The organism is Tsukamurella pseudospumae, from assembly GCF_001575205.1.
In the GTDB taxonomy this organism is placed as follows: domain Bacteria; phylum Actinomycetota; class Actinomycetes; order Mycobacteriales; family Mycobacteriaceae; genus Tsukamurella; species Tsukamurella pseudospumae.
In genome coordinates this window covers 465163-491075 of record NZ_LSRE01000050.1, presented here as the reverse complement: position 1 = coordinate 491075, position 25913 = coordinate 465163, and the positions used below count along the sequence as shown (strand labels likewise).

Sequence of the window (25913 nt, the reverse complement as noted above, 5' to 3'; positions counted from 1 at the left end):
CGTCGCGACAACCTGCACCGCCTGATCAAAGGAGCGTCAATGACCAAGCCGGAGATCGAGTTCATCGAGGGCCCCGCGCCCACCGAGCTCGTCATCAAGGACATCGTCGTGGGCGACGGCGCCGAGGCCCAGCCCGGCAGCGTCGTCGACGTGCACTACCTCGGCGTCGAGTTCGAGAGCGGCGAGGAGTTCGACTCCTCGTGGAGCCGCGGCGAGTCGATCAACTTCCCGCTGCGCAGCCTCATCGCAGGCTGGCAGGAGGGCATCCCGGGGATGAAGGTCGGCGGCCGCCGCCAGCTGATCTGCCCGCCCGCCCTCGCCTACGGTCCCGCCGGCGGCGGGCACCGCCTGTCGGGCAAGACGCTCGTGTTCGTCATCGATCTGCTGGGCGTCAAGTAACAGCAGTGAGTGCGCAGGGCCCCGTACCGTCGTTCGACGGTGCGGGGCCCTGCGCGTCAGTCCACCTCCGCCGCGAGGCGGGCGAGCCGCACCGTCGCGCCGCGGAGGCCGGCGGCATCGTCGAGCGGCTCGAGGTAGCCGACGCGCGTGACGGCCCACCCGCGGGGCGTGTCGACTCGCAGGTCGAGGCCGTAGCGATCGGCGCGCTCGCAGCGGGCGGACGTGGCGTCCGGGTGGCCGCCGAAGCGCCGCGCCATCGCCAGCAGCGAATCCGCATGGTCGTCGTTGAGGTGCCGAACCGCCCCGTCGGACACCGGGCGCACCGGGTCGGGCGCGGCCGTGGCGTAGTCGGCGCCGCTCGCCGAGTCCATGCGGCCGTAGCCGCCGACCCACCGCACTCGCTCGACCCCGAGCACCCACAGCGTGAAGTCGCTGTAGTCGATGTAGTGCCGGGCCGCCGGGACCGCGTCGAGGTGCGCCTGCCGCGCCGCCGCGGCCTCGTCGCCCGCGGGCTCGCGGACCCGCCCGGCCAGGGTGATCCGGGTGTTCGCGAGCGGGTCGTCGGGGGATGCGGGGGCCACGATGGAGACGCTCGCGCGGGGATCGCGCCGCAGGTTGCGGCCGTGTTCGGCCATGTGGGACACGCACAGCACCGGGTCGCCGCCGAGCAGGCCGTAGGTCACCAGCGAGGCCCAGGGCGCACCGTCGGAGGAGAGGGACGCGAGCGTCGCGGTGAACGTGCCCGCCGCGACGGTGCGCGCCTCCTCCGCCGCGGAGGGGCGCGCGGGGCGGGCGATGTCGGTCAGCGGCGGGGCGATCGTGGGAGCGTCGCCGGGGTCGCCGTGGTCTCGTGCGGTCATGGTTCCGAGCGTAGGTGAGAGCTCCGTCTGGATCCTGCCGGACCGGGGATCGACGAGGCGCAGGCCGAGACCCTCGAAGTCCCTGACGTTCCGGTGGCCGGCCCGGCGGCGCAGTCATTGGCTGCGCCGCTACTCGGTGGGTCCGAATTCCACCGTTCGGGGGATGGTGCGGTGGCTGCGGGCGTAGAAGGATGGGACCGGAGTCGTCGCGGTACTCGCGCGGCCGGAGCGGTGGAGGACTGATGAAGACGGTCAAGGTGGGGGCGGCGGCTGCCGCGGTGCTGTCGGTGGCGGGCTTGCTCGCGGCGTGCGGCAAGGATTCGGCGACGCAGGACTCGCCGGTCGCGTTCAGCCCGGTCACGGGCGATCGGTACACGGCGAACCCGGGCGCCTTCCAGACGGACGGCGTGGCCGTGCCGCCCAAGAGCGTGATGATGGTGGGCGACCCGGTGGCCGCGCAGGCCGTCGTGAACTCGGGCCTGCCGCAGGGCACGATCACCTCGACCAGTGACAACACCACGGTCTACTACCCGCCCGTCCCCTCGGACGCGCTCCCCGCCGACATCCGTCCCGTGGCACAGGCCGCGGTGCCGGAGCCGCTCGCCCGGCCCGCGAACACGCGGCCGTGGCAGTACACCCCGCATCAGATCGACGCCTACCGCGCCATCTGCGACACGGGCCGGTGGGGCTCGTGGGTCGCGGGCCCCGAGCATCAGACGCAGGTCTGCTGGAGCGTCTACGGCCGCCAGCTCGGAGTGCGCCCGTGGGCGCCGGGCCAGCCGCGGCCCTGGGACCGGCCGAGCTACCCGAAGCCGTGGTTCGACCCGGGCTTCCGCGCGGACGTGCCCGTGATGTGGATCTACCCGCGCGGCTGGGCGCAGCCGAAGCCGCAGCCGATCATCTCCGTGTCCATCACGATCAACCTCGGCACCAACCCCTATCGCAGGGTCAACCCGCGGTACACCGATCCGTTCTACCCGGTCTGGGCCGTTACTCCCGGCCGCGTCGTCGACGTGCGAGGGCAGGGTGTGATCGTCGCTCCGGTGTACACGACGACCACGACCACGACCACCACGACCACCGTGGTCAGCGCGCCCGTCGCCCCCGGGGTGGTGCTCATGCCGCTGCCGACGTCCGCGAAGGTCGAACCGGTCCTCGCGCTGCCCGGCGCGCCGATCCCCGGCAACGCCAACATCAATCCCACGGTCGTGGCCCCGGTCCCCGCCGCGCTCGACGGTGCCGTGATCCAGGCCGGCAGCCGCGCCGCGGTCGAGGAGGCCGTCGGCACCAGTGTGAAGGTGTCGGTGGCGAGCACGGCCTCGGCGCCGACGACGACGGCGACCACGACCACCGCCGCGGCGGGCACGGCCGGCCGCGGGAGCACGGGCACGACCACCGCGACCGCCACGGGAACCGCCACGGCCCCCGGCTCCGGAACCGCGACCGCCCCGGTCGAGACATCGGCAGCGGCACCGTCGGGGGCGCGGGCCGGTGACCCGAGCACCCCGGCGGGCGCGCCGCCGCCGCCGACCAGCGCGGCACCGGACGCACCGAGCACGACGGTGCCGGCCCCGGCCCCGACGACGGTTGCGCCGCCGGTCACGACTGCTGCCCCGGCCCCGACCACGGTGGCGCCCGTGCCCACCACCGTCGCCCCCGCTCCGACCACGGTGGCCCCTGCACCGACCACGACGGTGCCGGTGCCGACGCGGACCGTCGCGCCGGTTCCGACGACGACCGTTCCCGTTCCCGTGCCCACGCGCACCGTCGCGCCGGTTCCGACGACGACCGTGCCGGTCCCCGTGCCGACCCGCGAGATCCCGACGCGGACCGCGCCGCGGACCACGGTCCAGGCGCCGGTCACGACCACGACGGCGGCCCCCGCGACGTAGCGGGGCGCGCGGACACGGACGCCGTCCGCGTCCGACTGGGACTAAGTTTCGGTTGCCCGAAACCTAGTCTTCGCCTAGCCTTGACATGTGCTGACGAAGACCGAACCCCGGAGGCCGACGACGCTGCGCGGTGTGATGCTGCTCGGCCCGGCGTTCGTGGCCGCGATCGCGTACGTGGACCCGGGAAACGTGGCCGCGAACGTCACGGCCGGCGCCAAGTACGGCTACCTGCTGGTCTGGGTGCTGGTGCTGGCCAACGTGATGGCCGTGATGATCCAGTACCAGTCGGCGAAGCTCGGCGTCGTGACCGGCCGCTCGTTGCCGCAGGTCCTCGGCGACCGGCTGCCGCGGCGGGCGCGGCTCGCGTTCTGGGGACAGGCCGAGCTGGTGGCGGCCGCCACCGACATCGCCGAGGTGATCGGCGGCGCGCTGGCGCTGAACCTGCTGTTCGGGGTGCCGCTGGTGTGGGGCGGGCTCATCGTCGGCGTGATCTCGACGGCACTCCTGGTGCTCGCGGACGGTCGGCGGCAGTACCGCTTCGAGCTGGTGATCATGGGCTTGCTCGCGATCATCGTGGTGGGCTTCCTCGCGGGCCTGGTGGTCGCGCCGCCCGACGGTGCCGCGGTCCTCAGTGGGCTGGTCCCGCGGCTGCAGGGCACGGAGACGGTGCTACTCGCGGCGTCCATGTTGGGCGCCACGGTCATGCCGCACGCGATCTACCTGCACTCCGCGCTGGTCGTGGACCGGCACGGCGCACCTCCCGCGGAGGGGCGGATCGAGCGCGCGCGGCGGCTGCTGAAGGTGACGCGGATCGACGTCGTGCTCGCCCTCGTGATCGCGGGCGCGGTGAACATCGCCCTGCTCGTGCTCGCGGCGTCGAGCCTGTACGGACGGGAGGGCACCGATTCGATCGAGGGTGCCCACGCGGCGGTGCGCGACGCGCTCGGCCCGGTCGTCGCCGGCCTGTTCGCGGTGGGCCTGCTGGCCTCGGGGCTCGCGTCCACGTCGGTAGGCAGCTATGCCGGCGGCACGATCATGGCGGGCCTCCTGCGCAAGCGGATCCCGGTGGTGGTTCGGCGGCTGGTCACGATGATCCCCGCGATCGGCGTTCTGGCACTGGGGGTTCCGCCCACCGAGGCGCTGATCATCTCGCAGGTGGTGCTGAGCTTCGGCATCCCGTTCGCGCTGCTCCCGTTGCGGCGCTACACCTCCGACCGGGCGCTGATGGGGGAGTTCGTCGACGGTGCGCCGCTGCGCTGGGCGTCCGCGGGCGCGGGCGCGCTCATCGTCGTGCTCAACGCCGCGTTGATCTATCTGACCGTCACGGGCTGATTCACGGCCCCTCCGCGCGGCGGTCTTGAGATCACATACCTCCCATGATTCAATAATGGCAATCGAATCATGAAACAAGCGTAGATCGTTCGCGGAGGTAAGTGTCGACATGGCAGTGCGTGCACTGGCGGTGGTGGGCGGTGGCGCCGGCGTCGCCGTGCTCGCCTGCTGGTCGCTGTTCTCGCCTGCCCAGGTCGCCCGCGAGCAGGTCGAGTCGGGCACGCTCGCCCAGGTGGCGGCGGCACCGTCGGACAGTCTGCGCTGCGACGGCGGGCTCAGGGCCGAGGTGGGGGCCGCGCAGACCTGCACGCTGAGTCGCGGCGGCGAGACCTTCGCCGTGGCGCTCACCGTGACCCGCGTCGACGGCGAGCGGGTCGACTGGGACTCCGTGATCGACGGTGTGCCGCGGTCCGGCCGGCGCGTCGCGGTGTCCGAATTGGAGCGGCGCACCCGCGAGGCTCTCGCGCGGGAGCGCCCCGTCGAGGCTCTGACCTGCGACGGGGCGCTGTCCGGGGTCGTCGGGGCCACGCAGAACTGCGCACTGACCTCCGACGGTGCCCGGCATCCGGTGACGGTCCGCGTGGCGACGGTGGACCCCACCCGCGTGCAGTGGGGCGTCACCGTCGCTGGGTGACCCGCTCGTCGTGGGGTTCGGTCGCCGTCAGAACCAGGTCTTCGGGCGGTGTCGACGTTCGTGGCGCAGCCGGTGGTACTCCAGGTGGCGGACGTAGTCGATCAGCGTCGTCGCATCGGCGCACGCGTAGCCGAGCAGCTGATGGTCGAGGTCGTCCTCGGTGAGCTCGCGGGAGAAGAAGTGCCGGTACAGCTCTCGGAAACGCGCGCAGTCGAAGGACTCCTTGTCGCGCTCGTGGATCCGGCGGTACGCCGCGGCCACCCGGGCGCGGTCCGCGACCGGGTCGGACGGCGTCATGGGAACGAATTCTCCGACACGGGCAGCGGAGTCCGCAATCACCCGAACGGACGACACGCGGCCCGCCTGCGCCCGATCAATCGTCGGCGCGGCCGCGCAGACCGTCGAGGATCAAGTCGGCGACGAAGTCGGCGTTCTCCTCCGGCGTGAGCGTGCGTCGGCTGAAGCAGCGCACGAACAACGTGTTCATCAGGGTCGCCGCGAATTCGCGGGCGGGTTCGGCGGGGGAGAAGATCCCGAGGCGCTGCCCGTCGGCGATGACCGGCTCGATCAGCGACGGGAAGTGCAGTTCCTGCTTGAGTGCGACGAGCCCCTCGGCCTCGCTCGCGGTGTCGTAGGAGATGCTGGCGATGAGCGCATCCATGAACGGGCGCTCCTCGACCGTCAGGCGGGCGCAGCGCAGGAGGTGCCGCCGGATCACGGTCGCGTGGTCGGTGCCGAGCGAGACGTCGTCGGCGACGCTCTGGGTGAGCGCGGTGAACCGCGGCCGCAGGGCTGCGATCACGATGTGCGCCTTCGTCGGGAAGAGTCGCTTGAGCATGTCGAGAGGCACGCCCGACGCGTCCGCCATGCCCTCGAGCGTGGCGAGGTAGAAGGTGTGCCGCGTGAATTCGACGGCGGCCGTGTCGATGACGGCGCGCCGTGGATCGTCGGGCAGAGCCGGGCGCAGTGATGCCGCGTCGGCGTCGGGCGCCGCGAGGCTCGCCCCGGCCTCGTCGATGTGCTGGTGGCGGTGCCGGGTGTCGAGGGCCGCGATCGCGATCGCCAACGCGGTCTCGCCGTACAAGGAGTCGGGGACGGCCTCGGGGTCGACGAGGCGCCGGATGAGCAGACCCTCCCGCAGGGCGGTCAGGACGGTCGCGAGCTGCGCGACCGTGAACGGGCGGCGGACCGTCGCCCCGTGTGCGCCGAGGATGCGGTCGTACGCCCGCAGCCGCAGCGCGTCGGAGCGCTCGTACGAGCCGAGGAGCTCGCCGGCGATCGCGGCGTCCGACCGCCCGAGGACGACGGCCAGCAGGCTGCGGACGGTCTCCCCGTCGTCGGCGGAGAAGTCCGCGGTGGCCGATTCACGAATGATCCGGCGCGCATCCCGGACCGTGACGTCCGGTTCGACGGGGACCCCGGGGGTGCCGGCGGGGGCGGAGGCGAGCGCCCGGACGAGCGCGTCCACGAAAGATTCTTTCGTATAATTGCGAAAGAAAGTGGTTTGCGAGGTGCGTGCTTTCGCAATGGCGCGCTCGCTGCGGATGCCGTGCTGGAGAACTTCACCGGGGTTCTCCATAAGAATCTCGATAGCGGCGTCGATCAGCCGGTCCGCCGCCCTTCGCTCCCGCATTCGCGCTCCATTCTTACCTCTGTGACCTGCGAAATGGGAGTTATCACACACCCCGCCGAGTACGTGAATCGTGTCGCAGTGGGGGAGGTGCTGTCAAACGGCTGCCATTGATTCCGTGTCGGACCCGGGTAATACGGTTGTCGTCAGTATTCGCGGTGGTTCGAGAACCGCGAGAAGGGAGTCCTCATGACGGAGGCAACGCTCGAGTCGACCGGGTCGATCGGCACGTCCGCCGCCCCCGGCGTCCTCGTGCGGCCCTACCTCAGCCGGCGCGAGGTCGATGTCCTGGTCGCGTGGCTGAAGGTGACGACCAAGGAGGAGGCGGCGGAGGTGCTGTACATCTCGCCGTCGACGGTGAGCACCCACATCGCGCGCATCCGTGCCAAGTACGTCGCCGTGGGTCGGCCGGCGCGGACGAAGATCGCCCTCCTGGTCCGGGCTCTGCAGGACGGCCACATCGCGCTCGACGAGGTGTAGGGCGGGCTCTCACCCGCAGGGCTGCAGGTATGGCTCACCCGGCGCCAGCCGGTCCCACTCCTCCGTGGTGATGGGTGCGGAGTGCGACGAACAGACCGCGTCGATGACGTGCTGCGGGTTCAGATCCCAGGTGCGCAGGCGCCCGCTGTTGCCGGACGCGACGACCATCGAGCCGTCACCGGTGAACCGCGCGTCGTAGAGGATCGCGCCGTCCACGGTCAGGGACGCCTCCCGCACGGGGACGGCACCGTCGGACAGGTGGTACAGGCGCGCCTCGCCACTGCTGGACGCGACGACGAGCCGCGTGCCGTCGGGGGAGTAGGCCGCACCGTTGACCGAGCCGCTGGGCCCGCCGAACCGGGTGATCCGCGGGTCGCCGTCCGCCGAGACCTCCACCTGCGCGAGGTGGCCGCCGCCCGACGCGGCGAGCAGCAGGGTGTGTCCGTCGGGCGCGACGGCCACGGCGGCGACCGACGCCTCGAAGACGTGGGTGGTGCGCACGGCCCGCGGTGCCGCCGTATCGCGCAGGTCCACCCGGACCAGATCGCCGCCGGCGGTCCCGAGCACCGCCGTCCGATCGTCCAGGAAGCCCACGGACGGTACACCGTTGGTCACGTCCAGCCGGCCGACCACGCGCGGCGCGGAGCGGTCCGCGATGTCGAGCACCGCGACCCGCGACGTCGACAGCCCGCCGACGAGGGCGGTGCGCCCGTCGGGCGAGACGGCGACCGTCTCGACGATCGACCCGAGCGCCGGCGCGCCCGCCGCGGACAGCCGCGGGTGGGTGCGATCGCGCAGGTCCGCGACGTACACGCGGCCGTTCGCCGTGCCCAGAGCGGCCGCCCCGTCGCCGGTCACCGCCAGCGCGCCGGAGAACAGGTCGCCCGACGGTGCCGCCAGGTCCGGCCCGGAACGGAGCAGCTCGGGCCCGGGCGCGGTGCGCCACTGGCCGACGGCGGAGTCGGGGCCGCCGTTGGCCACCAGCACCTCGGACCCGTGCGCGGGGATCTGGAAGATGCCGCGGGAGCCGAGCGTGATCGCCGCGGTACGCAGTGGCCAGCTGCGCAGGACGCCGCCGTCGGCCGCCGCGAGCACGGTGTCGCCGGCGACGGTCGCCACACCGATGGGCTCGGGCGCGGTGAACACGAGCTCGGGGTCGTCGCCGGCGAGCGGGACCACCCGGACCTGGCCGTCGGAGCTCGCGGCGACCAGCCGCGCACCGTCGGGGGAGATCTCGACGTCGTTGACGTAGCTGGTGAACCCGGACACGGTCCGGCGCACGACCGGTGCCGCCGGGTCGGCGGTGTCGACGACGACGGCCTCGCGGCTGCGCAGGCCCGCGGCGAGCGCGGTCCCGTGGAAGGCCATCCGGACCGCCTGATTCGACGCGCCGCTCAGCGGTAGGCCGCCGCGCCGGACGGGGGCGGGGCCGGAGACGTCCCACAGCTCGATGCCCCGCCCCGGTGCCGACACCGCGGCCAGCCCGGCGTCGGCGCTGAGCGCGACCGCGGCCTGGGTCTCGGCGTAGTCGCCGTCGGGGAACGCGACGACCCGGCCGTCCCGCAGCAGCACCGGAGGGGCGTCGGCGCGGGAGGCGACGAGCGTCCGTCCGTCGCCCGCGACGGACAGCCGGACCACCGGCCGCCCCACGTCGACGACCGTCTCCACCGTCGGTGCCGCCGCGTCGCGCACGGCCACCGTGAGCACGCCGCGGCCGGTGCCGACGAGGAGGGTCGCGCCGTCGGGTGTGAACGACAGCCCGGATCCGGGGAGCGCCCCGGGACCGATGTCGACGCCGCCGATCCGGTCGCCGAGGCCGTGGGCCTCGACCCGGTACAGGTCGATCCGGCGTTCGCCGCGGACGGCCGCGACGGTGCCGGACGGCGCCGCCGCGATCTCGAAGGCACCGCCGATCATCCGCCGCGAGGCCAGTGGGTCCGACAGCGTGTCGAGCAGGTTGGACCGGGCCTCGACGGTCGGGGAGATCCGGTACGCCGCGACGGCCAGCTGCGCGGCCAGCGCCGAGTCGCGCGGCCGCAGCCGGCGGGACTCCAGAGCGAGTTGGCGGCTGGTCGACTCGTCGTGGGCCTGCGCCGCGGCGTCGCGGGCGCGGGCGGTGTTCGCGAGCCCGATCCAGGCCATCGTCGCCGCCAACGCCGCGATCACGGCGAACGCGGCGGCGGTGATCGCGACCGTCCGGAGCTTGCGGACCTGGCGCCGCTCGCCGGCCAGCCGATCCTCGCGGCGCTCCGCGCTGCGGGCGATCATCCGGCGCTCCGCCTCGCCCCACCTGCTCGGGCGCTCCACCGACAGCGACTCGATGAGATCCAGCATCCCGGACGAGAGCAGGAGCGACGGGGGCTCACCGGCCTGCGTCCAGTGCGCCGCCGCGACCCGGATCCGGTGCTCGAGGCGCAGGCGGGCACGGTTCTCGTCGACCCACTGCGAGAGCCGCGGCCAGGCCCGCACGAGTGCCTCGTGGGCGAGTTGCACGCCGTCGTCGCCGACGGTGACGAGCCGCGCCTCGAGCAGCCGGTCCAGCACGGCCTCCGCGTCGGCGTCCAACTCCAGCTCGACGGCCGGCGTGATGCGCCTGGTCACGCGGTCGGCGCCGACGTTGATCAGGCTCAGCAACAGGTCGTGCATGGTCGCGCGGCCCGCCTCGTCGAGCCCGTCGTGGACCGCCTCCGCGCTCTTCTCCACGGCCCCCGTCAGGCGGCCCGTCTCGAGGTACCCCTCGACGGTGAGCCGCGATCGTCCGGACCGTTCCCACGTGGTCAACAGGGAGTGGGACAGGAGGGGGAGCACGCCGGCGGCGTCGCCGGTGGCCTCGGCGTCGTCGAGCAGGAGCTCCACCAGTCCGGGCTCGACGGTGAGCGACGCCCGGTCCGCGGGGGCGGTGATCGCGGCGCGCAGGCCCGCCCGGTCGAGCGGTCCGATGACGACGGGCCCGGCCCCCACCACCGCGGCGTAGCCGGGCTGGGCGACGAGCCGGTCGAGGAAGTCCGAGCGCAGCACGAGCACGACGACGGGATCGACGGTGCCGCCGGGATCGTCCACGGCGGCGGTTCCGGCATCGACCGCGAGGTCCAGCACGCGGGCCAGGACCTCCGGAGCGTGTTCGCCGCCGCCCTGCGTCCAGATCTCCTCGAACTGATCGATCACGAGGACCGGGTGGGTCGCCGACCGCTCGCGCAGCGCGGCGAGCGCCTCGTCGATGGAGGCCGACGGCTCGATGCCGGGCGTGATCACGACGTGGTCCCAGCCGTCCGCGTCGTCCGCGTCGCCGACCGTCCGGGCGAGGCCCGCGCGCACCACCGAGGACTTGCCGATGCCGCTCCCGCCGACCACGACGACGGGGTGGCGCGGTGCCCGGCCGGCCGCGATGTCGTCGATTCTCCGGCGCAACGCGGAGGCGTCGGTATCCCGCCCGAAGAAGTACTTCGCATCCGCTATCTCGAATGCCGCGAAACCCCGGTACGGGGAAGAATTCAACGGAGTCGGCGCTTTCGTGCGCGAACGAACTCGGGCGCGCGCCACCGCGTCCCACCACGTTCCGAATTCCGATTCCGGAACTCCGCACACGGTCAATACGCGGTCGAACAGATCGCGGTTCGCCGCCGTCGGGGCGTGTGCGCCGGAGAGCCATCCCGAGATGGTGCCCAGATATCCCTCGGCCTGCTCGACGAGCTCACGGACCGTCAGACCTGCGGCGTCGCGCAGATCCCGCAGCGCAGCGCCGAGCTCGGCGCGGGAATCCACCGCGCCGGGATCGGGCCGAGCAGGCCGATTCTCTTCGGATGCCATTTCCTTGACTTCCCCCGTACGTCGCCATTGACCCTGGTCGTCGTACGGAGATCGTACGAAGAATGCGTGCGATCGGGGAATTCGGGGGCGGCGATGCCAGGGTTGACCGAGAAGATCCGCCGGGGGCGGATAGGGGAAACAATCGAAGTGGGGCGTCATGACGGTCATGGACACGGTCGAGAACTCGGGCTGCCGGATCGGGCGGGCGGCCGCGGACCGTACGCCGCCGGGGGAGTCCCCGCTCACGGTGGAGCCGCCGCTCTCCGCACGGGAGATCGAGGTGCTGCTCGCGTGGTTCGCCAGCGACTCCAAGGAGGGCGCCGCGAGCCGTCTCTTCATCAGTCCGGCCACGGTCGCCACACACATCGCGCGGGTCCGCGCCAAGTACACCGCCGCGCACCGTGCCGCCCGGTCCAAGACGGCGCTGTTCGCCCGCATGCTCGAGGACGGCTACACCGACCTACGGGACTGGTGACGGCCCGCTCGTGCCCCGCCTGGGCGCCGGTCAGTGGGTGCCGAGGAACCGGTAGCGGTCCAGACGCCGGCTGATCCGGATCGAATCCGGGATGAGGGAGAGCTCCGCGAGCGATTCACTGACGGCGAGTCCGACGCGGCGGGAGAACTCCGTGGGTTCATCGGCCGCGTTCGGACGCTCGGGGATCACCCGGTCGACGATGCCGTCGGCGAGCAGATCCGCCGCGCGGATCCGCTGCTTCTCCGCCATCTCGGCGGCGTGCTCGACGTCCCGGAACATCACCGCGCTCGCGCCCTCCGGCGGCAGCGGCGCGAGCCACGCGTGCTGCGCGCACAGCACCCGGTCGGCGGGCAGCATAGCCAGCGCCCCGCCGCCCGTTCCCTGGCCGAGCAGGACCGACACCGTCGGGACCCGGAGGGTGACCAGGTCGGACAGGCTGCGCGCCACCTCCCCGGCGAGGCCGCCTTCCTCGGCCTCGGGGGACAGGGCCGCGCCCCACGTGTCGATGACCAGGACCAGCGGGAGGTTCAGCTCCGCGGCCAGCCGCATGCCGCGCCGCGCGGCGCGCAGGGCGGCAGGGCCGAGGAGCGGCGGAGTCTGGCCCTCGGCGCGGGTCGTGTCCTGCCCGACCACCACGCACGGATAGCCCTGCACCCGCGCCAGCGACAACAGCAGCGAATGGTCGGTCTCGCCCTCTCCGGTGCCCGACAGCGGGAGCCGGTCCGTGGCGGAGTGCCGGAGGAAGGCGCGCACCCCGGGCCGCCCGACCTCGCGGCTGATCCGCACCGAGTCCCAGGCGGACGTCCCGTCGTCGCCGGCCGCGAGCTCCTCGCGCACGCCCAGATGCGGGGCCAACGGGTCGGCGTCCTGCGCGCCCGCGAGCACCCGCAGCGTGCGGTGCGCGAGGAGCCGGACGAACCGCAGCGGTACGACCCCGTCGATCAGCCCGCGCTCGAAGAGATGCTCCGCGGTCTGGACGCCGTCGGGATAGGGCTCGCCGTGCAACGCCTCGTAGACCCGCGGGCCGAGGAAGCCGATCCGCGCGCCGGGCTCGGCGATGGTGACGTGCCCCAGCGAGCCCCAGGAGGCGAAGACGCCGCCCATCGTGGGGTCGCGCAGGTAGACCAGGTAGGGCAGGCCGGACTGCTTGTGCAGCGTGATCGCGGCCGAGATCTTCACCATCTGCAGGAAGGCGACGGTGCCCTCCTGCATGCGGGTGCCGCCGGAGGTCGGGGTCGCGAGGAGGGGCAGGCGCAGGGCGGTCGCGCGCTCGACGGCGGAGACGATCCGCTCCGCGGCCGCGACGCCGATCGATCCGCCGAGGAAGGCGAAGTCGCACGCGATGAGCGCCACCCGCTGTCCCCGGATGCGACCCTCGCCGGTGATGACGGCCTCGTCGTGGTGCGAGGTCTCCCGGGCGCGCTGCAGGTCGGCGGCGTACGCGGCGTCGGGATGCACGTCGAGCAGGGGCACGTCCCAGCTGGTGAAAGTGCCACGGTCGAGGATCGCATCGATGAGGTCCTGCGCGGTGATCGCCATGGATTCAGGTTACTGGGAACAGTGTCGGTGTCCGCCGTGTTGGCACAGGCATGACTGTGCCTGATGTGTTGCTCAACAACGGAACCTCCATCCCCCAGCTGGGCTTCGGCGTCTGGCAGGTGTCGGACGACGGTGCCCGCGACGCGGTCGCGGAGGCCCTCCGGGTCGGATACCGGTCGATCGACACGGCTCGCGTCTACGAGAACGAGGCCGGCACCGGCCGGGCGATCGCGGAGAGCGGGCTCGCGCGCGACGAGGTCTTCCTCACCACCAAGCTGTGGAACTCGGACCAGGGATTCGACGAGACGCTGCGCGCCTTCGACGCCTCCCTCGGCCGGCTCGGTACCGACTACGTGGACCTCTACCTCATCCACTGGCCCGTCCTCGAGTACGACCGCTACGTCGACACCTTCAAGGCCTTCCAACAGATCCGCGACTCCGGGCGGGCGAAGGCGATCGGCGTCAGCAACTTCACCGTCGAGGCGCTGCGCCGCGTCATCGACGAGACCGGCGAGACCCCGGCGGTGAACCAGATCGAGCTGCACCCGGGCCTGCCGCAGGACGAGCTGCGCGCCTTCCACGCCGAGCACGGCATCGCCACTGAGGCCTGGTCGCCGCTGGGCCAGGGCGAGTCGCTCGCGGATCCGACGGTGACCGCGGTCGCTGAGGCGCACGGCGTGACTCCGGCGCAGGCGATCCTGCGCTGGCACCTGCAGCTCGGCAACGTCGTGATCCCCAAGTCCGTGACGCCCTCGCGCATCGCCGAGAACTTCGACGTCTTCGGGTTCGCGCTGTCGGACGACGAGGTCGCGCGGATCAGCGCGATCACCGGCTCCCGCATCGGCCCCGACCCGGCGGAGTTCAACCTCCGCTGATCCCCGCTCGCCCCGGGGCCGCTCCTGCGGTTCCGGGGTTCGACGGTGCTCCGGGACGGAGCGCGGCACGTCCTCGGGGTGGACGGTGTTCTCTGTGGGTGGTCTCTCGGATCGTGACCGGATCGGACACGGCATCGGCTTCGGTTGCCGGCGTGAGGGACTCGGTTCTCGTGGGAGACCGGTGTCGCGCGGGGGACGGTCGATCCCGGTTCGCACGCCACGGGGATTCGGCTTCCCGTGGGGGAGGCCCGGCGTCTGGTGGGGGATTCGGCGTCGCGCGGGGGACGGTCGACCCCCTACGACACGACCGGCTTCCGATGGGGGTGGAAACGCCGGAGCCGCGGATCGGCGCGGCGTGGGGGACGACCCCGATCCGCCGGCCCTCACACCGCCGAGACCGCACCCGCCGCGATGTCCGATTCGGACACAATCGGAGAGCCGCCCACACGCGATGCGCCTGGTCTCACAGGCGCAAGCGCACGCGAGAGCTGCCCGCGGACGAAGCGCCCGGTCCCGCAGCCCCGGTGAGACGAGGGGGTGCCGGACGCGACCACGGACGAACGAGGGATGGGTGGGTGCGACGCCGACGAGCGCATAGGAGGACCCGAGCCGCAAGGCGAGCGGTCCGAGTTCTAAGCAAGCTGGGTCGCACCCACCCGGCCCGAACCTGAGCCCGAACCCGGCCCAGACGCACCGATCGCCTCCGCGACGGCGCGAGCGGCCTCGCGGCCCGCACGGTTGGCGCCGATCGTCGACGCCGACGGCCCGTAGCCGAGAAGGTGCAGCCGCGGCTCGCCGGCGACCTCGGTGGCCAGCCGCCCGGTCATGACGATGCCGCCGCCGGGCGACCGCAGTCCGAGCGGCGCCAGGTGGTCCATCGAGTAGCGGAAGCCGGTGCACCACAGGATCACGTCGGCCGCGGCGACGGAACCGTCGGCGAGCAGCGGACCGTCGGGCGTGAGCTCGCGGAACATGGGCTGCCGGACCAGCACCCCCGAATCGATGCCGGCGCGCAGCGCGGGCGTGAGCGGCAGCCCCGTCACCGAGACCACGGAGCCGGGCGGCAGGCCGGCCCGCACCCGCTCCTCGACGCGGGCCACGGCGCGGCGGCCCTTGTCCGGGTCGAAGGGCGTGGCGTCCCATTGGACCTCGCGGCGGGTGAACCACATCGTCTTCGCGACGGCGGAGATCTCCAGCAGCAACTGCACCGAGGTGATGCCGGCGCCGACCACGGCCACCGTCTTCCCGGCGAAGGGTTCGGCGGTGCGGTAGTCGTGCGCGTGCAACTGGACCCCGCGGAACGACGATGCCCCGCGCACCGTCGGCCAGAACGGGCTGTCCCAGGTGCCGGTGCAGTTGATGACGGCCTCGGTGCGGTACTCGAAGGGGCCGGCGATCCCGTGCCCGGCGACGAGGTACCCGGAATCCGTCCGTGAGACCGACGCCACGTGCGCCGGGCGGTGGACGTCGATGTCGAAGCGCTCCTCGTACTCGCCGAAGTACTCCGCGACACCGGTGGAGGCGGGGACGTCGTCGCAGTGCGTCCCCAGTGCGTCCTGCAATCCCCAGCCCGGCAGGTCGTGCACCCGATTGGCCGCACGCAGTGTCAGCGACGGCCAGCGCTGTCGCCATGCGCCGCCGGGACCCGAGTTGTGGTCGAGGATCACCGCGTCGTCGATGCCGAACCTGGGAAGGTAGTACGCGGCCGAAAGTCCGGCCTGGCCAGCACCGACCACCACGACGCGTGTCATCTCCCCAGGGTAGATTGCGGGCCATGATTGGTTACACGCTGGAGGAGAAGGTCGCCGTCATCGAGTTCCAGCGCCCCGAAGCGCGGAACGCCCTGAACCCGGAGATCATGGACGGCCTGGAGGCGGCGTTCGACCGCGCCGAGGCCGACGGGGTGTTCGTCATCGTGCTCACCGGGCAGGGAACGGTGTTCTCCGCGGGGGCGGATCTGCGGTCGGGAGCGGTGCTGGACAAGGGCTTCATGGAGCGGGTGATCCGGTTCTACCGCCGGGTCGAGGCGATGAAGCAGATCCTGGTCGCCGCGGTCAACGGCCCGGCCGTGGGAGCGGGCGTGCAGATGGCGATGCTCGCCGACCTGCGCGTGCTCGACCCGAGCGCCACCATCGCGATCCCCGCCGCCAAGCTGGGCGTCACGATCGACAAGTGGACGCTGCGCCGGCTGGAGGACCTCGTCGGCGGCGGTCACGCTCGCGGCGTGCTGATGGCCGCACAGAAGATCGGTGCCGAGAAGCTCGCCGAGCTGGGCTTCGCCAACGCCATCGGCGACCGCGAGGCGGCGCTCGAGTTCGCCCGCGGCATCGCGAAGCTCGCCCCGCTGTCGCTGCAGAACTACAAGGCCCTGTTCAAGACGGACGTCGCGCTGGAGCCGCTCACCGAGGCGGAGGAGGCGCGGCTGCACGCCGTGTGGGACTCGGAGGACCTCAAGGAGGCCATCATGGCCCGGATCGAGAAGCGCGAGCCGCGCTTTACGGGTCGCTGACATGCGGTTGGGCACTGTCGTCACCTTCGCCGCCGGCGCGGCCGCCGGGATCGCGGGTGCCGCGGGCCTGCGCGCCGCGAGCGGCCTCAAGCGGTCGATGGGCGCGCAGGTCGACACCGTCTACACCAACACCGACCCGGACAGCCCGCACCAGCGGTTCGATGCGGCGAAGATCGCGCGCGGGGTCGTGGGGCGCGCGCGGCACGGGCTGGGCGCACCGTCGGGCTCCATCCCGCTGGCCGCCGACCCGAGCCCGGAACAGGCCTCCGACCTGGCCGTCACCTGGTACGGGCACTCGTCCGTGCTGATCGAGGTCGACGGCTTCCGCATCCTGGCCGATCCGGTGTGGGGCGAGCGGGTCTCGCCGTCGCCCACGATCGGGCCGGCGCGACTGCACCCGGTGCCCGTGGCGCTGAGCTCCCTGCCGGAGATCGACGCGGTGATCATCAGCCACGACCACTACGACCATCTCGACCTGCCCACGATCGACGAGCTCACCCGCGACCGGGACGTGCCCTTCTGCGTGCCGATCGGCGTGGGCGGGCACCTGCGCGCGTGGGGCGTCCCCGAGGACCGGATCGTCGAGCTCGACTGGGACCAGGCGCACACCCTGACCCGCGGCGGGCGCAGCCTCAAGGTGGTCTGCACCGAGGCCCGGCACTTCTCGGGCCGCGGCCTCACCCGCAACTCCACGCAGTGGGCGTCGTGGTCGTTGGTCGGCCCGGACCACGCCGTCTTCTTCGGCGGCGACACCGGCTTCACCGAGCGGTTCAAGCTGGTCGGCGACCATTTCGGCCCGTTCGACCTGACGCTGTTGCCGATCGGGGCGTACGACCCGCTGTGGCCCGACGTGCACACGAATCCCGAGGAGGCCGTCGCGATCCACCAGCTGATCGCCAAGCCGGGTGCTCCGCTCGTTCCTGTGCACTGGGCCACGTTCAACCTCGCCTTCCACGACTGGTCCGAGCCCGTCGAGCGGCTGCTCGCCGCCGCGGAGGAGGCGGGGGTCACCACCGTGATCCCCATGCCGGGCGGCAGGGTCGACGGTGCGCCGTCCCAGGGGCCGTCGGGCACCGTCGATCCCGCGATCGCGCCCGGTACTCGCGACTGGTGGGAGCGGGTCCGCTAGCCTGAGCGGCATGGATTTCAAGGATCTCGCGAACAAGGCCAAGGACGCTCTCGGGAAGAACCCGGGACTGATCGACAAGGCGGGCGACCTGGTCGACGGCAAGACCGACGGCAAGTTCGCCTCGCAGGTCGATAAGGCGCAGGACGCCGCGAAGAAGTTCGTCGGCGGCGACGAGCAGAAGTAACTCTCAAGAAAGAGCGTCACTGCACTCATGGGTCGTCATTACGCGCCGGGTGACCCGGCCGCGGAGCCCCCGCGTACGCGGCGAAACCTCGGTCGGGTCCTGCTCGGCGTGGGCCTCGTCGCGATCCTGATCGCCGGACTCGTCGCCATCGTGGGCGGCCGGTTCGAGCGGTGCAGTGGCACGAACACCTACACGGTGCTGGCCGACCCCGCGCTCGCCCCCGCGGTGCGCGCCCAAGCCGCCCGCGTCTCGGACCGGTGCACGACCTTCGCCGTGTCCGAGGCGCCGGACGGTGACGCCGCCGGCCGCCTCACGGGCGGCGGTCAGACGCCCGACCTGTGGGTGGCCCCGTCGCGTGCGCGGTCCGACGCGGTGGCGGCGCAGCTCGGCCGTGAACTGCCGACCACCGCGGTCGCGGGCTCGCCCCTCGTGCTCGCCGGGGCGTCGATCCCGCAGCCCGCGAGCTGGCTCGCGGCGATGTCGCAGGCCACCATTCGCGCGGTCCCGGCGAACTCGCCGTACGCGGACGCGCCGGTGGTGGCCGGTGTGTCCGAGGCCGGCTCGCCGGGCGGCGACTCCAAGGGGCTGGACGTGGCGCTCGCGCAGTACGCCCAGGCCGCGAAGCGGGTCAGCGGCGAGCCCGTGCAGGCCGCGGCCGCCGAGGGCGGCGTCGTGGTCGTCCCCGAGTACGCGTACCTGGCGGCGAAGAAGACCAAGGGTGATGTCGCCGCGGTGGTGCCGAAGACCGGCGCGCCGCGCGACGAGATCCTGCTCGCCGTCACCGCGACCGGGGATCGGTCGAACGTGGCGAAGGACGCCGGGCAGCGCCTCGCGGCGGCCTTCACCTCGGCGGACGGTCGCGCCGACCTCGCGCGGGAGGGCCTGCGCGGCACGGACCTGGCGGCGGCACCGTCGGGCGGCGTGGGCCCGGTGACGAAGCTCGCGGACCCGAACCCCCAGCTGCTGGCGCACGCCCTGCAGGCCTTCAGCACCCTCGAGGTGCCCCTCAAGACTCTGGTCGTGGTGGACACGTCCGGTTCGATGGACGAGAAGTCCGGCGCGACCACGCGCATCGGCATGCTGGTCTCCGGCTTCACCAAGGTGGTCACGCAGATCCCCGACGCGAACGCCGTCGGCCTGTGGTCCTTCTCCCTTGCGGCGAACGGCGGCAAGGACTGGAACGAGGTCGTGCCGACCGCGCCGCTGGCGGACAAGCGCGGCGCCGTCACGCAGCGGCAGGCCCTGCTCGACGGGGTGAAGGCGCTGCCCGGCAAGGTCGGTGGCGGTACCGGCCTCTACGACACCACGCTCGCCGCCTACCGGCAGGCCGTGAAGGACTTCGACCCCGCCTACTCCAACTCGCTGATCCTGCTCACCGACGGCGGCAATGAGAAGAACGGCGGCACCACGCTGGACCAGCTCGTCGCGGAGCTGCGCAAGCTGGTGGACCCGGCGCGCCCGGTGAACATCCACACCGTCGGCATCAGCAAGGACGCCGATCTGTCCGCGTTGAAGAAGATCGCCGACGCCACGGGCGGCACGGCCCAGTCCGCGGACAGCGAGGATCAGATGCTCACCGATTTCGTGACCGCGATCGCCAAGCGCGCCAAGTAGGCGCGATGCTGGTGCCCCCGACAGGAATCGAACCTGCGGCCTGATCTTTAGGAGAGATCCGCTCTATCCGACTGAGCTACGAGGGCGTGCGGCACGATTCTAGCCACGCGCGGCCTGCCGGGTACATTCGGATGTCCGAGTTTGCACCAGCACGAGGGGGAGACGCGCGTGCCCACCGGCGTCATCGTGGTTCTGATCGTCACTCTGGCGTCGCTGGCACTGGTCCAGTGGCGCGTCGTGCGACGCTGGTCCAGCCGTCCCGCCCGCACCGCGGGCACCGTCGCCGCCGTCGCCGCGGCGCTGCTCACCGTGGCCGCCGCGGTCGGCTTGCTCGCGGGCGCGGGCCGCATCGCCCCCGACGGCGTGCGCTGGATCAGCGCTGCCGGCCTGACCTGGCTCGCCACGGTCTTCTACCTGCTGCTCACCCTCCTCGTGCTGGGTGTGCTGTGGGTGCTCGCCCGCCTGGTCCGCCGCTTCCGTCCCGGGTTCGACGGTGCGCCGCTGCGTCGCGTCGTGGCCCTCGTCGGGGTGGTGGGCGCCGTCGTTGCCACGCTCTACGGTCTGGTCGAGGCGGCGACCCCGCGGGTCACGCACACCGCGGTGTCGCTGGCGTCGATGCCCGCGGCGTTCGGACCGCTCAAGGTCGCGCTGATCACCGACATCCACGCCGGCCCGGTCCGGAATCGGACGTTCGTGCAGGGCGTCGTCGACCGGACCAACGCCGAGGCGCCGGACCTCGTGATCCTCGGCGGCGACATGATCGACGGCACGGTCGCGCAGATCGGTGAGGATCTGGCCCCGCTGCGCGGGCTGCGCGCCCCGCTCGGGGTGTTCGCGGTGACCGGCAACCACGAGTACTACGCCGGCGACGCCGTCAACTGGGTGCAGCGCTGGCGCGACGTGGGCGTGCGGCCATTGGTCAACGAGTCGGTGCGGCTCGAGCGCGGCGGGGCCGCGATCACCGTCGTCGGCGTCAACGACCGCAAGGGCACTCCGCCGCTGGCGGTGGACTACGACGCGGCCTTCGCCGGCGTCGACCCCGCGGGTTTCGCGCTGGCCGTCGCCCACGAGCCGCTGCAGGGGCGCGAGTTCGCGAAGCGCGGGGCGGACCTGCAGGTCGCCGGGCACACGCACGGCGGCCAGTTGTGGCCCTTCCGGTACATCGTGAAGCTGCAGCAGCCCGCGGTGGCCGGGCTCGAGAAGGTCGACGGGATGCCCGTCTACACCAGCCGCGGCGCCGGTGCGTGGGGGCCGCCGGTGCGCGTCGCGTCGCCGCCCGAGATCGCGATTCTGGAACTGCGCGCGGCGTGAGCAGCGCATGATCGGCACATGGCCGGTCGGATGCAGGTGCACGCGAGTACCGAGGTCGGTCCGGTGCGGGTGAGCGTGGCCCCGGCGCGCGGCGCGAAGGGGCGTGCGAAGGCGGGCCGTACCGCCGATCCGGTGCCGCAGCGGGCCTCGACACCCCAGCGGTTCTCCACCGCGCAGCGGGCCGCCACCGCGGGGCGCGCCGTCGCCACCGGGCTGCGGTTGCCGAAGAAGGCGGATCTCCCGCCGCCCGTCGCGCCCGCCGGTTGGTACCCGGATCCCGAGGACCGCGCCAGGATGCGCTGGTGGAACGGTGAGAAGTGGACCCGCCGGTTCGCGGAGCCCGGCGCGGTCCCGGTCGTCGCGCGCAGGTCGGACGCCCCGCCCCGGCTGGCGGCACGGCCCAGGACCGTCCGCACGCAGGGGCTGCTTCAGAACGTCGGGTTCTCCGGCACCAGAGGTGCGCGGAGGGCATCGTCGGCCCGCAGAACCCGAGGGTCGGAGCGCAGCGAGTAGTCCCGCCTAGGAGTCCCGCGCCTCCTGCGCGCCCCGCGACGCCAGCTGGTCGGCGAGCTCGTTGCCCTCGTTGCCCGCGTGCCCCTTCACCCAGCGCCAGTCGATCTCGTAGCGCGCGGCGGCCTCCTCGAGGCGCTGCCACAGCTCGACGTTCTTCACCGGCTGCTTGTTGGCCGTCTTCCAGCCGTTGCGCTTCCAGCCGGCGACCCACTTCGTGATGCCGTTCTTCACGTACGAGCTGTCGGTGTAAAGGATCACCGGGAAGGGCTTGGTGATCGCCTCGAGCGCCGAGATCGCGCCCATGAGCTCCATGCGGTTGTTCGTCGTGTCCTTCTCGGCGCCGTACAGCTCCTTCTGATGGTCGCCGAACCGCAGCACCGCGCCCCAGCCGCCCGGTCCGGGATTGCCCAGGCACGCGCCGTCCGTGTAGATAACGATCTCTTCCGCCACGGGGAGCCATCCTAGCGGGGCGCGCTACCGTGAAGCCGTGCCGAACAACCACTACCACCACATCGCCTTCGGTCCGGGCGCGGTGGACCGCCAACGGCGGGGCGGCGGCCCGCCCGGGTACGCCGGCGCGCTGGAGCGGCCGGACGACGGTCCGCAGGAGCTCACCGACCGTGAGCTGCTGGTGATCTCCCGCGCCGATCAGTTCTGCCTCGCCACCGTCACCCCCACGGGCTGGCCCTACCTGCAGTACCGCAGCGGGCCGGCGGGGTTCGTGCGGCACGACCCGGCCACCGGGCGGCTGCGGTTCACCGACCTCACGGGCAACCGGCAGTTCGTCACTCTCGGCAACCTCGACGCCGACGACCGCCTCGCCATGTTCTTCGTCGACTACCCGCGCAGGATCCGGCTCAAGGTCTTCGGCCGCGGCACGATCATCGAGACCGACGAGGCCCGCGCCATCGAGATCGCCGTCGAGGCCTACGACTGGAACTGTCAGCGCAGCATCATCCCCCGCTTCGACCGGGACTACCTCAAGCAGCTCGGCGCCGCGTACCAGAAGGTCGCCGCTGAGCGGGAGGCCGAGCTCCAGGCCGAGATCGATCGGTTGCGCGCCCGCGTCGCCGAGCTCGAGGGCTGACGGGGCGTTCCGCGTCCCGGTGCCCCTGGGGTCAGAGCGGCTGGGTCGGGCCGTCGAACCGCGGATCGCGGCGGGGAATGGCCTCGGTCTCGGGCTTCGGCGAGACCTTCACGGGGCGCGGCGGCCGCTTGACCACGACGGTGTGCTGCTCCGACGGTGCCGCCGGGCCGGTCTTCTGAGGTTGCGGGGCGCCGGCGGGCCAGTTCCGGTCCCAGTCCGGCTGCGGCCGACGCCGCGCCACGGGCGCCACCGCGGTGTTGTGCTGCTCGGCCGGAGCTGGTGCCGGTGCGGGTGCGGGTGCCTGGACCGGCGCGGGTGCCGGGAGGGGCGGCGGGGCGACGGGACGGGCCCAGCTCGGGTCCGGGACCGGGCGGTGCGACGGTGCCAGGGCCGCCTGCGGCGGCAGTGCCGCGGTCGGCGCGAAGGGCGGCGCCGGGACGGGCGGCAGCGGGGCCGCGGCAGGGGCGGACCGTCGGGCGAGGAGCAGCGCGAGGGCACCGAGCAGGACCACCGCGGCTGCCGCGATCACGATGTACGGCCCGACGGCGGCGGAGGTGTCGACGGTCAGGCTCAAACCCTCGACGGTGACCTTCTGCGAGCCGATCGGCGCGAGGAGCGCGTAGGCGCCGACGCCGAGTCCGGCGAGCCCGCACGCGCCCGCGGCGGCGGCCAGCGGGCGCCGCAGCCGAACCGGCCCGAACGCCGCGACGGCGGCGAGGAGCAGCGCCGCGACCGCGAGACCGATCACGGACCAGCCCGCCCATGCGGCGTGAACCGGCACGACCGAGGAGACGTCCCGCCCCCCGACCGACGGCATCGTCACCGCGCCGACGCCCGTCACCTCGGCGCGGACCTCCGCCGGGAGGTCGGGCAGCTGCGTGATCGTGGGGAGCTTCGCGGTCACGGTGAACCAGGTCAGGAACGCCGACGCGACGAGGCCGGCGGCGCCGGCAGCGGTGAGCACGAGCCCGGCGATGCGCGGCAGGGTGCCGGTTCGCTGCGGAGCGGGCGTGGAATCGGGCATTGCGGGCCTCCTCGGGCGGGTCGTCAACGACGCTAGGCGGCAGCGGTTGGCGACCGCTTAAAGTCCGGCTGAATCGATGGCTACCGACGGGTACACTGAGCCGATGACACAGCCACGCGCAATCTGTCCCATCTGGGCGATCGGATGACCGCGGCGCTGCAGCAGACGGACGACCCGAAGGGGCGCGCGAAGACCCGTCGGCGGCTGATCCGGGCGGCGTACATGGTGTTCGCGCAGCACGGCTACGGCTCGACGACCGTGAAGATGGTGTGCGAGGCGGCCGGCTTCACGCGGGGCGCGTTCTACTCGAACTTCACCAGCCTCGAGGAGCTGTTCATCGAGGTCTGGCGGTTCCACGTGCAGTGGATCATGGACATCATGGCGAAGGTCGTCGACACCTACACGGTGCAGGGCGCCGACTACGGCAAGCTCATCGAGATGGCCGTGCGCGCGATCCCCGTCAACGAGCGCTGGCAGCGGGTCAACGCCGACTTCGTGGCGCTGTGCACCCGCACCCCCGAGCTCAATCAGACGGTCCGCGACGCGCAGCAGATGCTGCTGGCCAACATGATTCCGACGGTGATGCACGTCCTCGAGGCCGCCGGCCGTCGGGTGACCGCGCCGGAGGCGCTGGGCTACGCGCTGCTCGCCGTGCACGAGGGCACCGCGTCGTACTGCGTCATCGACCCGACCAGCGAGACGCTCAAGCAGAACCGGATCGACCTGCTCACCGCGACCCTGAACATGTACAGCGAGCCGATCGCTTGAGCCGCACCGCACTGGTCATCGGCATCGGCGCCGGCGATCCGTCGCATGTGACGCTGGGCGCCGTCGACGCGATGCGCGCCGCCGACGCGCTGTTCGTGCTCGAGAAGGCGACCGCATCCTCACTGACCGCGATGCGCCAGGCGCTGGTCGATCGGCACGCTCCGGGCGTCCGGGTGGTCCTGGTGCCCGATCCGCCCCGGGATCGGTCCGCCGAGCACGGCGCGTCCCAGCCCGACGGTGCCTACGCCGCGAACGTCTCTTCCTGGCACGACGCGCGCGCCGCGGCGCTGGCGGCCGCGATCGTCGAGCACGTCCCGGAGGGAGGTTCGGCGGGCTTCCTGGTGTGGGGCGACCCGTCGCTGTACGACTCGACGCTGCGGGTTCTCGACCGGGTTTCTGCGGTGATCCCGTTGGCGCCGAAGGTGATTCCCGGCATCACCAGCGTGCAGGCGCTCACCGCGGCGCACGCGATCCTGCTCAACCGGGTGGGCGAGCCGATCCACATCACCACCGGCCGACGCCTGCACGAGGACGACGGCCGCAACACCGTGGTCATGCTCGACGCGGACTGCACCTTCCGCGAGACCGCCCGGCCCGACGACCACGTGTACTGGGGCGCCTACCTCGGCACGCCCGACGAGATCCTCCTCGACGGTGCCGTGGGCGAAGTGGGGGAGCTCATCGCCCGCACCCGCGCCGAGGCCCGGGAGAAGCACGGCTGGATCATGGACGTCTACCTCCTCCGCCGCCCCTGATCAGCGTTCGGTGAAGAGCAGGTCGCCCGCGCGCCGCGCGACCTGCGCGCGTGTCATTCCCGGGTGATCCGCCGCGAGCAGACTGCTACTGATCGCCGCGGAGAAGGCGAGGAAGGCGCGCGCCTCGATCTCCTCAGGGTCGTCGCAGACCAGGCCGATCGCCTCCCGCAGCAGCTGCATCCGGGCATTGTCGACGCGGCGCAGCCGGGCGGCCACGGTGTCGTCGCGTCTCGCCCAGTCGCGGACCGCCAGGTCGATGGGCAGGAGGCGTTCCGAGAAGGTGAGGCGCCCGGCGACGCGCACCTGATCGAGCGCGTTCTCGGTGGCGTCCGCCGACTGCCGGATCACCGCGTCGACGGTCTCCTCCTCCCACGTGTCGAGCATCGCGGACAGGAGGGCGTCGCGGTCGGCGAAGTATCCGTAGAAGCCGCCCTTGGTGACGCCGAGCGACGTGGCGAGCGTCTCGACGCGCACGGCGTCGACCCCGCCCGCGGCCAGCGCCGCAAGCCCGGCCTCGACCCATTTCTCGCGTGGCGTGCGCAAGGCGCCCATTGCGCTCCTCTCGTCCCCTCGATCCTATTGTGCGGTGGCGTACAACGTGTCATCCTGGGGTTATACGTATTCGTATAACCTCGGGAGGATTCGATGATCAGGTGGGCCGGTCGGTTGATCGTGGTGTTCGGGGTGGCGCACACGGTGCTCGCTCTCGGCTTCAAGGGGCGCGCTCACGCCCGCACGTGGGTCGGCGGCGGAATCCGGAACGTGGAACTGGGCGCGCCGGAACCTGCGAGCAGCGCGTACTGGTTCTCGCTCAACAGCTTCGGGGTGCCGATGGCGCTGCTCGGCGCGCTCGTCCTCCGGCTCGACCGCCGCGGCGAGGCACCGTCGTACCTACTCGCCGGGGTGCTCGCGGCGTGGACGGCGCAGTGCGCAGTCGTCCTGACCCGCACGCCGTGGCCGATCATGGCGGCCGCATCGGGGTTGTTGTTCGAGGGCACCCGCCGCGCACGTCGGGATGACCGGCGCGCGGGGACACATGCGGCGTCCGATGTGTCACTGGCGGTCACGATTTCATAGCCGCGATCGAGTCTGGACG

The 25913-nt window shown here is 72.5% G+C and carries 25 protein-coding genes, 1 tRNA gene and 1 pseudogene; 17 read left to right on the top strand and 10 right to left on the bottom strand.

Annotated features, from left to right (window positions below):
• Positions 1-39: 39 nt before the first annotated feature.
• Complete coding sequence (locus AXK61_RS23315; protein ID WP_068574637.1) at positions 40-399, top strand: FKBP-type peptidyl-prolyl cis-trans isomerase; 360 nt, start codon at positions 40-42, stop codon at positions 397-399.
• A gap of 56 nt (positions 400-455) precedes the next feature.
• Here AXK61_RS23315 and AXK61_RS23310 read toward each other — a convergent pair whose 3' ends face one another.
• Positions 456-1259, bottom strand: a complete 804-nt coding sequence (locus AXK61_RS23310; RefSeq protein ID WP_068747117.1) for a HugZ family pyridoxamine 5'-phosphate oxidase — start codon at positions 1257-1259, stop codon at positions 456-458.
• 242 nt (positions 1260-1501) lie between these two features.
• Here AXK61_RS23310 and AXK61_RS23305 point away from each other — a divergent pair, with 242 nt between their 5' ends.
• The 3 genes from AXK61_RS23305 to AXK61_RS23295 all read left to right on the top strand — a co-directional run bounded on the left by AXK61_RS23305 (position 1502) and on the right by AXK61_RS23295 (position 5117).
• A complete protein-coding gene (locus AXK61_RS23305; protein ID WP_068747116.1) occupies positions 1502-3151 on the top strand; it encodes a hypothetical protein in 1650 nt (549 codons plus the stop codon).
• 87 nt (positions 3152-3238) lie between these two features.
• Positions 3239-4483: an Nramp family divalent metal transporter gene (locus AXK61_RS23300; RefSeq protein WP_068747115.1), complete on the top strand. Its 1245-nt coding sequence runs from the start codon at positions 3239-3241 to the stop codon at positions 4481-4483.
• Between the two features lie 109 nt (positions 4484-4592).
• Positions 4593-5117, top strand: coding sequence for a DUF4333 domain-containing protein (locus AXK61_RS23295; RefSeq protein ID WP_068747114.1), 525 nt, complete (start codon positions 4593-4595; stop codon positions 5115-5117).
• A gap of 27 nt (positions 5118-5144) precedes the next feature.
• Here AXK61_RS23295 and AXK61_RS23290 read toward each other — a convergent pair whose 3' ends face one another.
• Complete coding sequence (locus AXK61_RS23290) at positions 5145-5414, bottom strand: hypothetical protein (protein WP_068747113.1); 270 nt, start codon at positions 5412-5414, stop codon at positions 5145-5147.
• Between the two features lie 76 nt (positions 5415-5490).
• Positions 5491-6585 carry a hypothetical protein gene (locus AXK61_RS23285; protein WP_068747112.1) on the bottom strand — a complete coding sequence of 365 codons (1095 nt, stop codon included), beginning with the start codon at positions 6583-6585 and terminating at the stop codon, positions 5491-5493.
• A gap of 399 nt (positions 6586-6984) precedes the next feature.
• On the opposite strand from AXK61_RS23285, the pseudogene AXK61_RS23280 reads away from it, so the two are divergent.
• Positions 6985-7227, top strand: a pseudogene (locus AXK61_RS23280) (LuxR C-terminal-related transcriptional regulator); the annotation flags it as partial.
• Between the two features lie 9 nt (positions 7228-7236).
• On the opposite strand, the gene AXK61_RS23275 reads toward AXK61_RS23280, so the two are convergent.
• Positions 7237-11034 carry an nSTAND1 domain-containing NTPase gene (locus tag AXK61_RS23275; protein ID WP_156485800.1) on the bottom strand — a complete coding sequence of 1266 codons (3798 nt, stop codon included), beginning with the start codon at positions 11032-11034 and terminating at the stop codon, positions 7237-7239.
• A 166-nt stretch (positions 11035-11200) separates the two neighbouring features.
• Between AXK61_RS23275 and AXK61_RS23270 the strand changes: the two genes are divergently transcribed.
• Positions 11201-11509, top strand: coding sequence for a LuxR C-terminal-related transcriptional regulator (locus AXK61_RS23270; protein WP_414930026.1), 309 nt, complete (start codon positions 11201-11203; stop codon positions 11507-11509).
• A 30-nt stretch (positions 11510-11539) separates the two neighbouring features.
• On the opposite strand, the gene AXK61_RS23265 is transcribed toward AXK61_RS23270, so the two are convergent.
• Positions 11540-13048, bottom strand: a complete 1509-nt coding sequence (locus AXK61_RS23265; RefSeq protein WP_068747110.1) for a carboxyl transferase domain-containing protein — start codon at positions 13046-13048, stop codon at positions 11540-11542.
• Positions 13049-13113: 65 nt separating this feature from the next.
• Here AXK61_RS23265 and AXK61_RS23260 point away from each other — a divergent pair, with 65 nt between their 5' ends.
• The gene (locus AXK61_RS23260) at positions 13114-13923 is read left to right on the top strand and encodes an aldo/keto reductase (protein WP_139058139.1); all 810 of its coding nucleotides are present in this window, start codon (positions 13114-13116) and stop codon (positions 13921-13923) included.
• A 632-nt stretch (positions 13924-14555) separates the two neighbouring features.
• On the opposite strand, the gene AXK61_RS23255 is transcribed toward AXK61_RS23260, so the two are convergent.
• Positions 14556-15674 carry an NAD(P)-binding domain-containing protein gene (locus AXK61_RS23255; RefSeq protein ID WP_068747109.1) on the bottom strand — a complete coding sequence of 373 codons (1119 nt, stop codon included), beginning with the start codon at positions 15672-15674 and terminating at the stop codon, positions 14556-14558.
• A 23-nt stretch (positions 15675-15697) separates the two neighbouring features.
• Here AXK61_RS23255 and AXK61_RS23250 point away from each other — a divergent pair, with 23 nt between their 5' ends.
• Genes AXK61_RS23250 through AXK61_RS23240 form a run of 4 tightly spaced genes read left to right on the top strand, consistent with a single transcriptional unit; the run spans position 15698 to position 19359 of the window.
• A complete protein-coding gene (locus tag AXK61_RS23250; RefSeq protein ID WP_068574671.1) occupies positions 15698-16432 on the top strand; it encodes an enoyl-CoA hydratase in 735 nt (244 codons plus the stop codon).
• Position 16433: 1 nt separating this feature from the next.
• Positions 16434-17561 (top strand): MBL fold metallo-hydrolase, encoded by a 1128-nt coding sequence (locus tag AXK61_RS23245; protein ID WP_082789511.1) that lies wholly within the window; start codon positions 16434-16436, stop codon positions 17559-17561.
• Between the two features lie 10 nt (positions 17562-17571).
• Positions 17572-17745: an antitoxin gene (locus AXK61_RS24620; RefSeq protein ID WP_082778196.1), complete on the top strand. Its 174-nt coding sequence runs from the start codon at positions 17572-17574 to the stop codon at positions 17743-17745.
• A gap of 27 nt (positions 17746-17772) precedes the next feature.
• The gene (locus AXK61_RS23240) at positions 17773-19359 is read left to right on the top strand and encodes a VWA domain-containing protein (protein WP_082778197.1); all 1587 of its coding nucleotides are present in this window, start codon (positions 17773-17775) and stop codon (positions 19357-19359) included.
• 9 nt (positions 19360-19368) lie between these two features.
• On the opposite strand, the gene AXK61_RS23235 is transcribed toward AXK61_RS23240, so the two are convergent.
• Positions 19369-19445, bottom strand: a tRNA-Arg gene (locus tag AXK61_RS23235).
• A gap of 82 nt (positions 19446-19527) precedes the next feature.
• Between AXK61_RS23235 and AXK61_RS23230 the strand changes: the two genes are divergently transcribed.
• Together AXK61_RS23230 and AXK61_RS23225 are read left to right on the top strand one after the other, a co-directional pair.
• On the top strand, positions 19528-20670 hold the full coding sequence (locus AXK61_RS23230) for a metallophosphoesterase (RefSeq protein ID WP_068574676.1): 1143 nt from the start codon (positions 19528-19530) through the stop codon (positions 20668-20670).
• Between the two features lie 18 nt (positions 20671-20688).
• A complete protein-coding gene (locus AXK61_RS23225) occupies positions 20689-21183 on the top strand; it encodes a DUF2510 domain-containing protein (protein WP_068747108.1) in 495 nt (164 codons plus the stop codon).
• Positions 21184-21189: 6 nt separating this feature from the next.
• On the opposite strand, the gene rnhA is transcribed toward AXK61_RS23225, so the two are convergent.
• Positions 21190-21633: a ribonuclease HI gene (gene rnhA / locus AXK61_RS23220; RefSeq protein WP_068574680.1), complete on the bottom strand. Its 444-nt coding sequence runs from the start codon at positions 21631-21633 to the stop codon at positions 21190-21192.
• A gap of 37 nt (positions 21634-21670) precedes the next feature.
• Between rnhA and AXK61_RS23215 the strand changes: the two genes are divergently transcribed.
• Positions 21671-22270 carry a pyridoxamine 5'-phosphate oxidase family protein gene (locus AXK61_RS23215; protein WP_068574682.1) on the top strand — a complete coding sequence of 200 codons (600 nt, stop codon included), beginning with the start codon at positions 21671-21673 and terminating at the stop codon, positions 22268-22270.
• 31 nt (positions 22271-22301) lie between these two features.
• On the opposite strand, the gene AXK61_RS25235 is transcribed toward AXK61_RS23215, so the two are convergent.
• Positions 22302-23294, bottom strand: coding sequence for a hypothetical protein (locus AXK61_RS25235; protein ID WP_068747107.1), 993 nt, complete (start codon positions 23292-23294; stop codon positions 22302-22304).
• Positions 23295-23438: 144 nt separating this feature from the next.
• On the opposite strand from AXK61_RS25235, the gene AXK61_RS23205 reads away from it, so the two are divergent.
• Together AXK61_RS23205 and cobF are read left to right on the top strand one after the other, a co-directional pair.
• Positions 23439-24062, top strand: a complete 624-nt coding sequence (locus AXK61_RS23205; RefSeq protein ID WP_068574687.1) for a TetR/AcrR family transcriptional regulator — start codon at positions 23439-23441, stop codon at positions 24060-24062.
• The gene (gene cobF, locus AXK61_RS23200; protein WP_068574689.1) at positions 24059-24817 is read left to right on the top strand and encodes a precorrin-6A synthase (deacetylating); all 759 of its coding nucleotides are present in this window, start codon (positions 24059-24061) and stop codon (positions 24815-24817) included. The genes AXK61_RS23205 and cobF overlap by 4 nt, the downstream gene beginning before the upstream one ends.
• Here the strand turns inward: cobF and AXK61_RS23195 are convergent, their stop codons facing one another.
• Complete coding sequence (locus AXK61_RS23195; protein ID WP_068574691.1) at positions 24818-25369, bottom strand: TetR/AcrR family transcriptional regulator; 552 nt, start codon at positions 25367-25369, stop codon at positions 24818-24820.
• A gap of 93 nt (positions 25370-25462) precedes the next feature.
• On the opposite strand from AXK61_RS23195, the gene AXK61_RS23190 reads away from it, so the two are divergent.
• Positions 25463-25894, top strand: coding sequence for a DUF6463 family protein (locus AXK61_RS23190; protein WP_068747106.1), 432 nt, complete (start codon positions 25463-25465; stop codon positions 25892-25894).
• Positions 25895-25913: the final 19 nt, after the last annotated feature.

What these genes read in the sequence shown, in the direction of transcription:
- AXK61_RS23315 (WP_068574637.1), top strand. Translation starts at nt 40, where the DNA reads ATGACCAAGCCGGAGATCGAGTTCATCGAGGGCCCCGCGCCCACCGAG.
- AXK61_RS23310 (WP_068747117.1), bottom strand. Translation starts at nt 1,259, where the DNA reads ATGACCGCACGAGACCACGGCGACCCCGGCGACGCTCCCACGATCGCC.
- AXK61_RS23305 (WP_068747116.1), top strand. Translation starts at nt 1,502, where the DNA reads ATGAAGACGGTCAAGGTGGGGGCGGCGGCTGCCGCGGTGCTGTCGGTG.
- AXK61_RS23295 (WP_068747114.1), top strand. Translation starts at nt 4,593, where the DNA reads ATGGCAGTGCGTGCACTGGCGGTGGTGGGCGGTGGCGCCGGCGTCGCC.
- AXK61_RS23290 (WP_068747113.1), bottom strand. Translation starts at nt 5,414, where the DNA reads ATGACGCCGTCCGACCCGGTCGCGGACCGCGCCCGGGTGGCCGCGGCG.
- AXK61_RS23275 (WP_156485800.1), bottom strand. Translation starts at nt 11,034, where the DNA reads ATGGCATCCGAAGAGAATCGGCCTGCTCGGCCCGATCCCGGCGCGGTG.
- AXK61_RS23270 (WP_414930026.1), top strand. Translation starts at nt 11,201, where the DNA reads ATGGACACGGTCGAGAACTCGGGCTGCCGGATCGGGCGGGCGGCCGCG.
- AXK61_RS23265 (WP_068747110.1), bottom strand. Translation starts at nt 13,048, where the DNA reads ATGGCGATCACCGCGCAGGACCTCATCGATGCGATCCTCGACCGTGGC.
- AXK61_RS23255 (WP_068747109.1), bottom strand. Translation starts at nt 15,674, where the DNA reads ATGACACGCGTCGTGGTGGTCGGTGCTGGCCAGGCCGGACTTTCGGCC.
- AXK61_RS23250 (WP_068574671.1), top strand. Translation starts at nt 15,698, where the DNA reads ATGATTGGTTACACGCTGGAGGAGAAGGTCGCCGTCATCGAGTTCCAG.
- AXK61_RS23245 (WP_082789511.1), top strand. Translation starts at nt 16,434, where the DNA reads ATGCGGTTGGGCACTGTCGTCACCTTCGCCGCCGGCGCGGCCGCCGGG.
- AXK61_RS24620 (WP_082778196.1), top strand. Translation starts at nt 17,572, where the DNA reads ATGGATTTCAAGGATCTCGCGAACAAGGCCAAGGACGCTCTCGGGAAG.
- AXK61_RS23240 (WP_082778197.1), top strand. Translation starts at nt 17,773, where the DNA reads ATGGGTCGTCATTACGCGCCGGGTGACCCGGCCGCGGAGCCCCCGCGT.
- AXK61_RS23225 (WP_068747108.1), top strand. Translation starts at nt 20,689, where the DNA reads ATGGCCGGTCGGATGCAGGTGCACGCGAGTACCGAGGTCGGTCCGGTG.
- AXK61_RS25235 (WP_068747107.1), bottom strand. Translation starts at nt 23,294, where the DNA reads ATGCCCGATTCCACGCCCGCTCCGCAGCGAACCGGCACCCTGCCGCGC.
- AXK61_RS23205 (WP_068574687.1), top strand. Translation starts at nt 23,439, where the DNA reads ATGACCGCGGCGCTGCAGCAGACGGACGACCCGAAGGGGCGCGCGAAG.
- AXK61_RS23195 (WP_068574691.1), bottom strand. Translation starts at nt 25,369, where the DNA reads ATGGGCGCCTTGCGCACGCCACGCGAGAAATGGGTCGAGGCCGGGCTT.
- AXK61_RS23190 (WP_068747106.1), top strand. Translation starts at nt 25,463, where the DNA reads ATGATCAGGTGGGCCGGTCGGTTGATCGTGGTGTTCGGGGTGGCGCAC.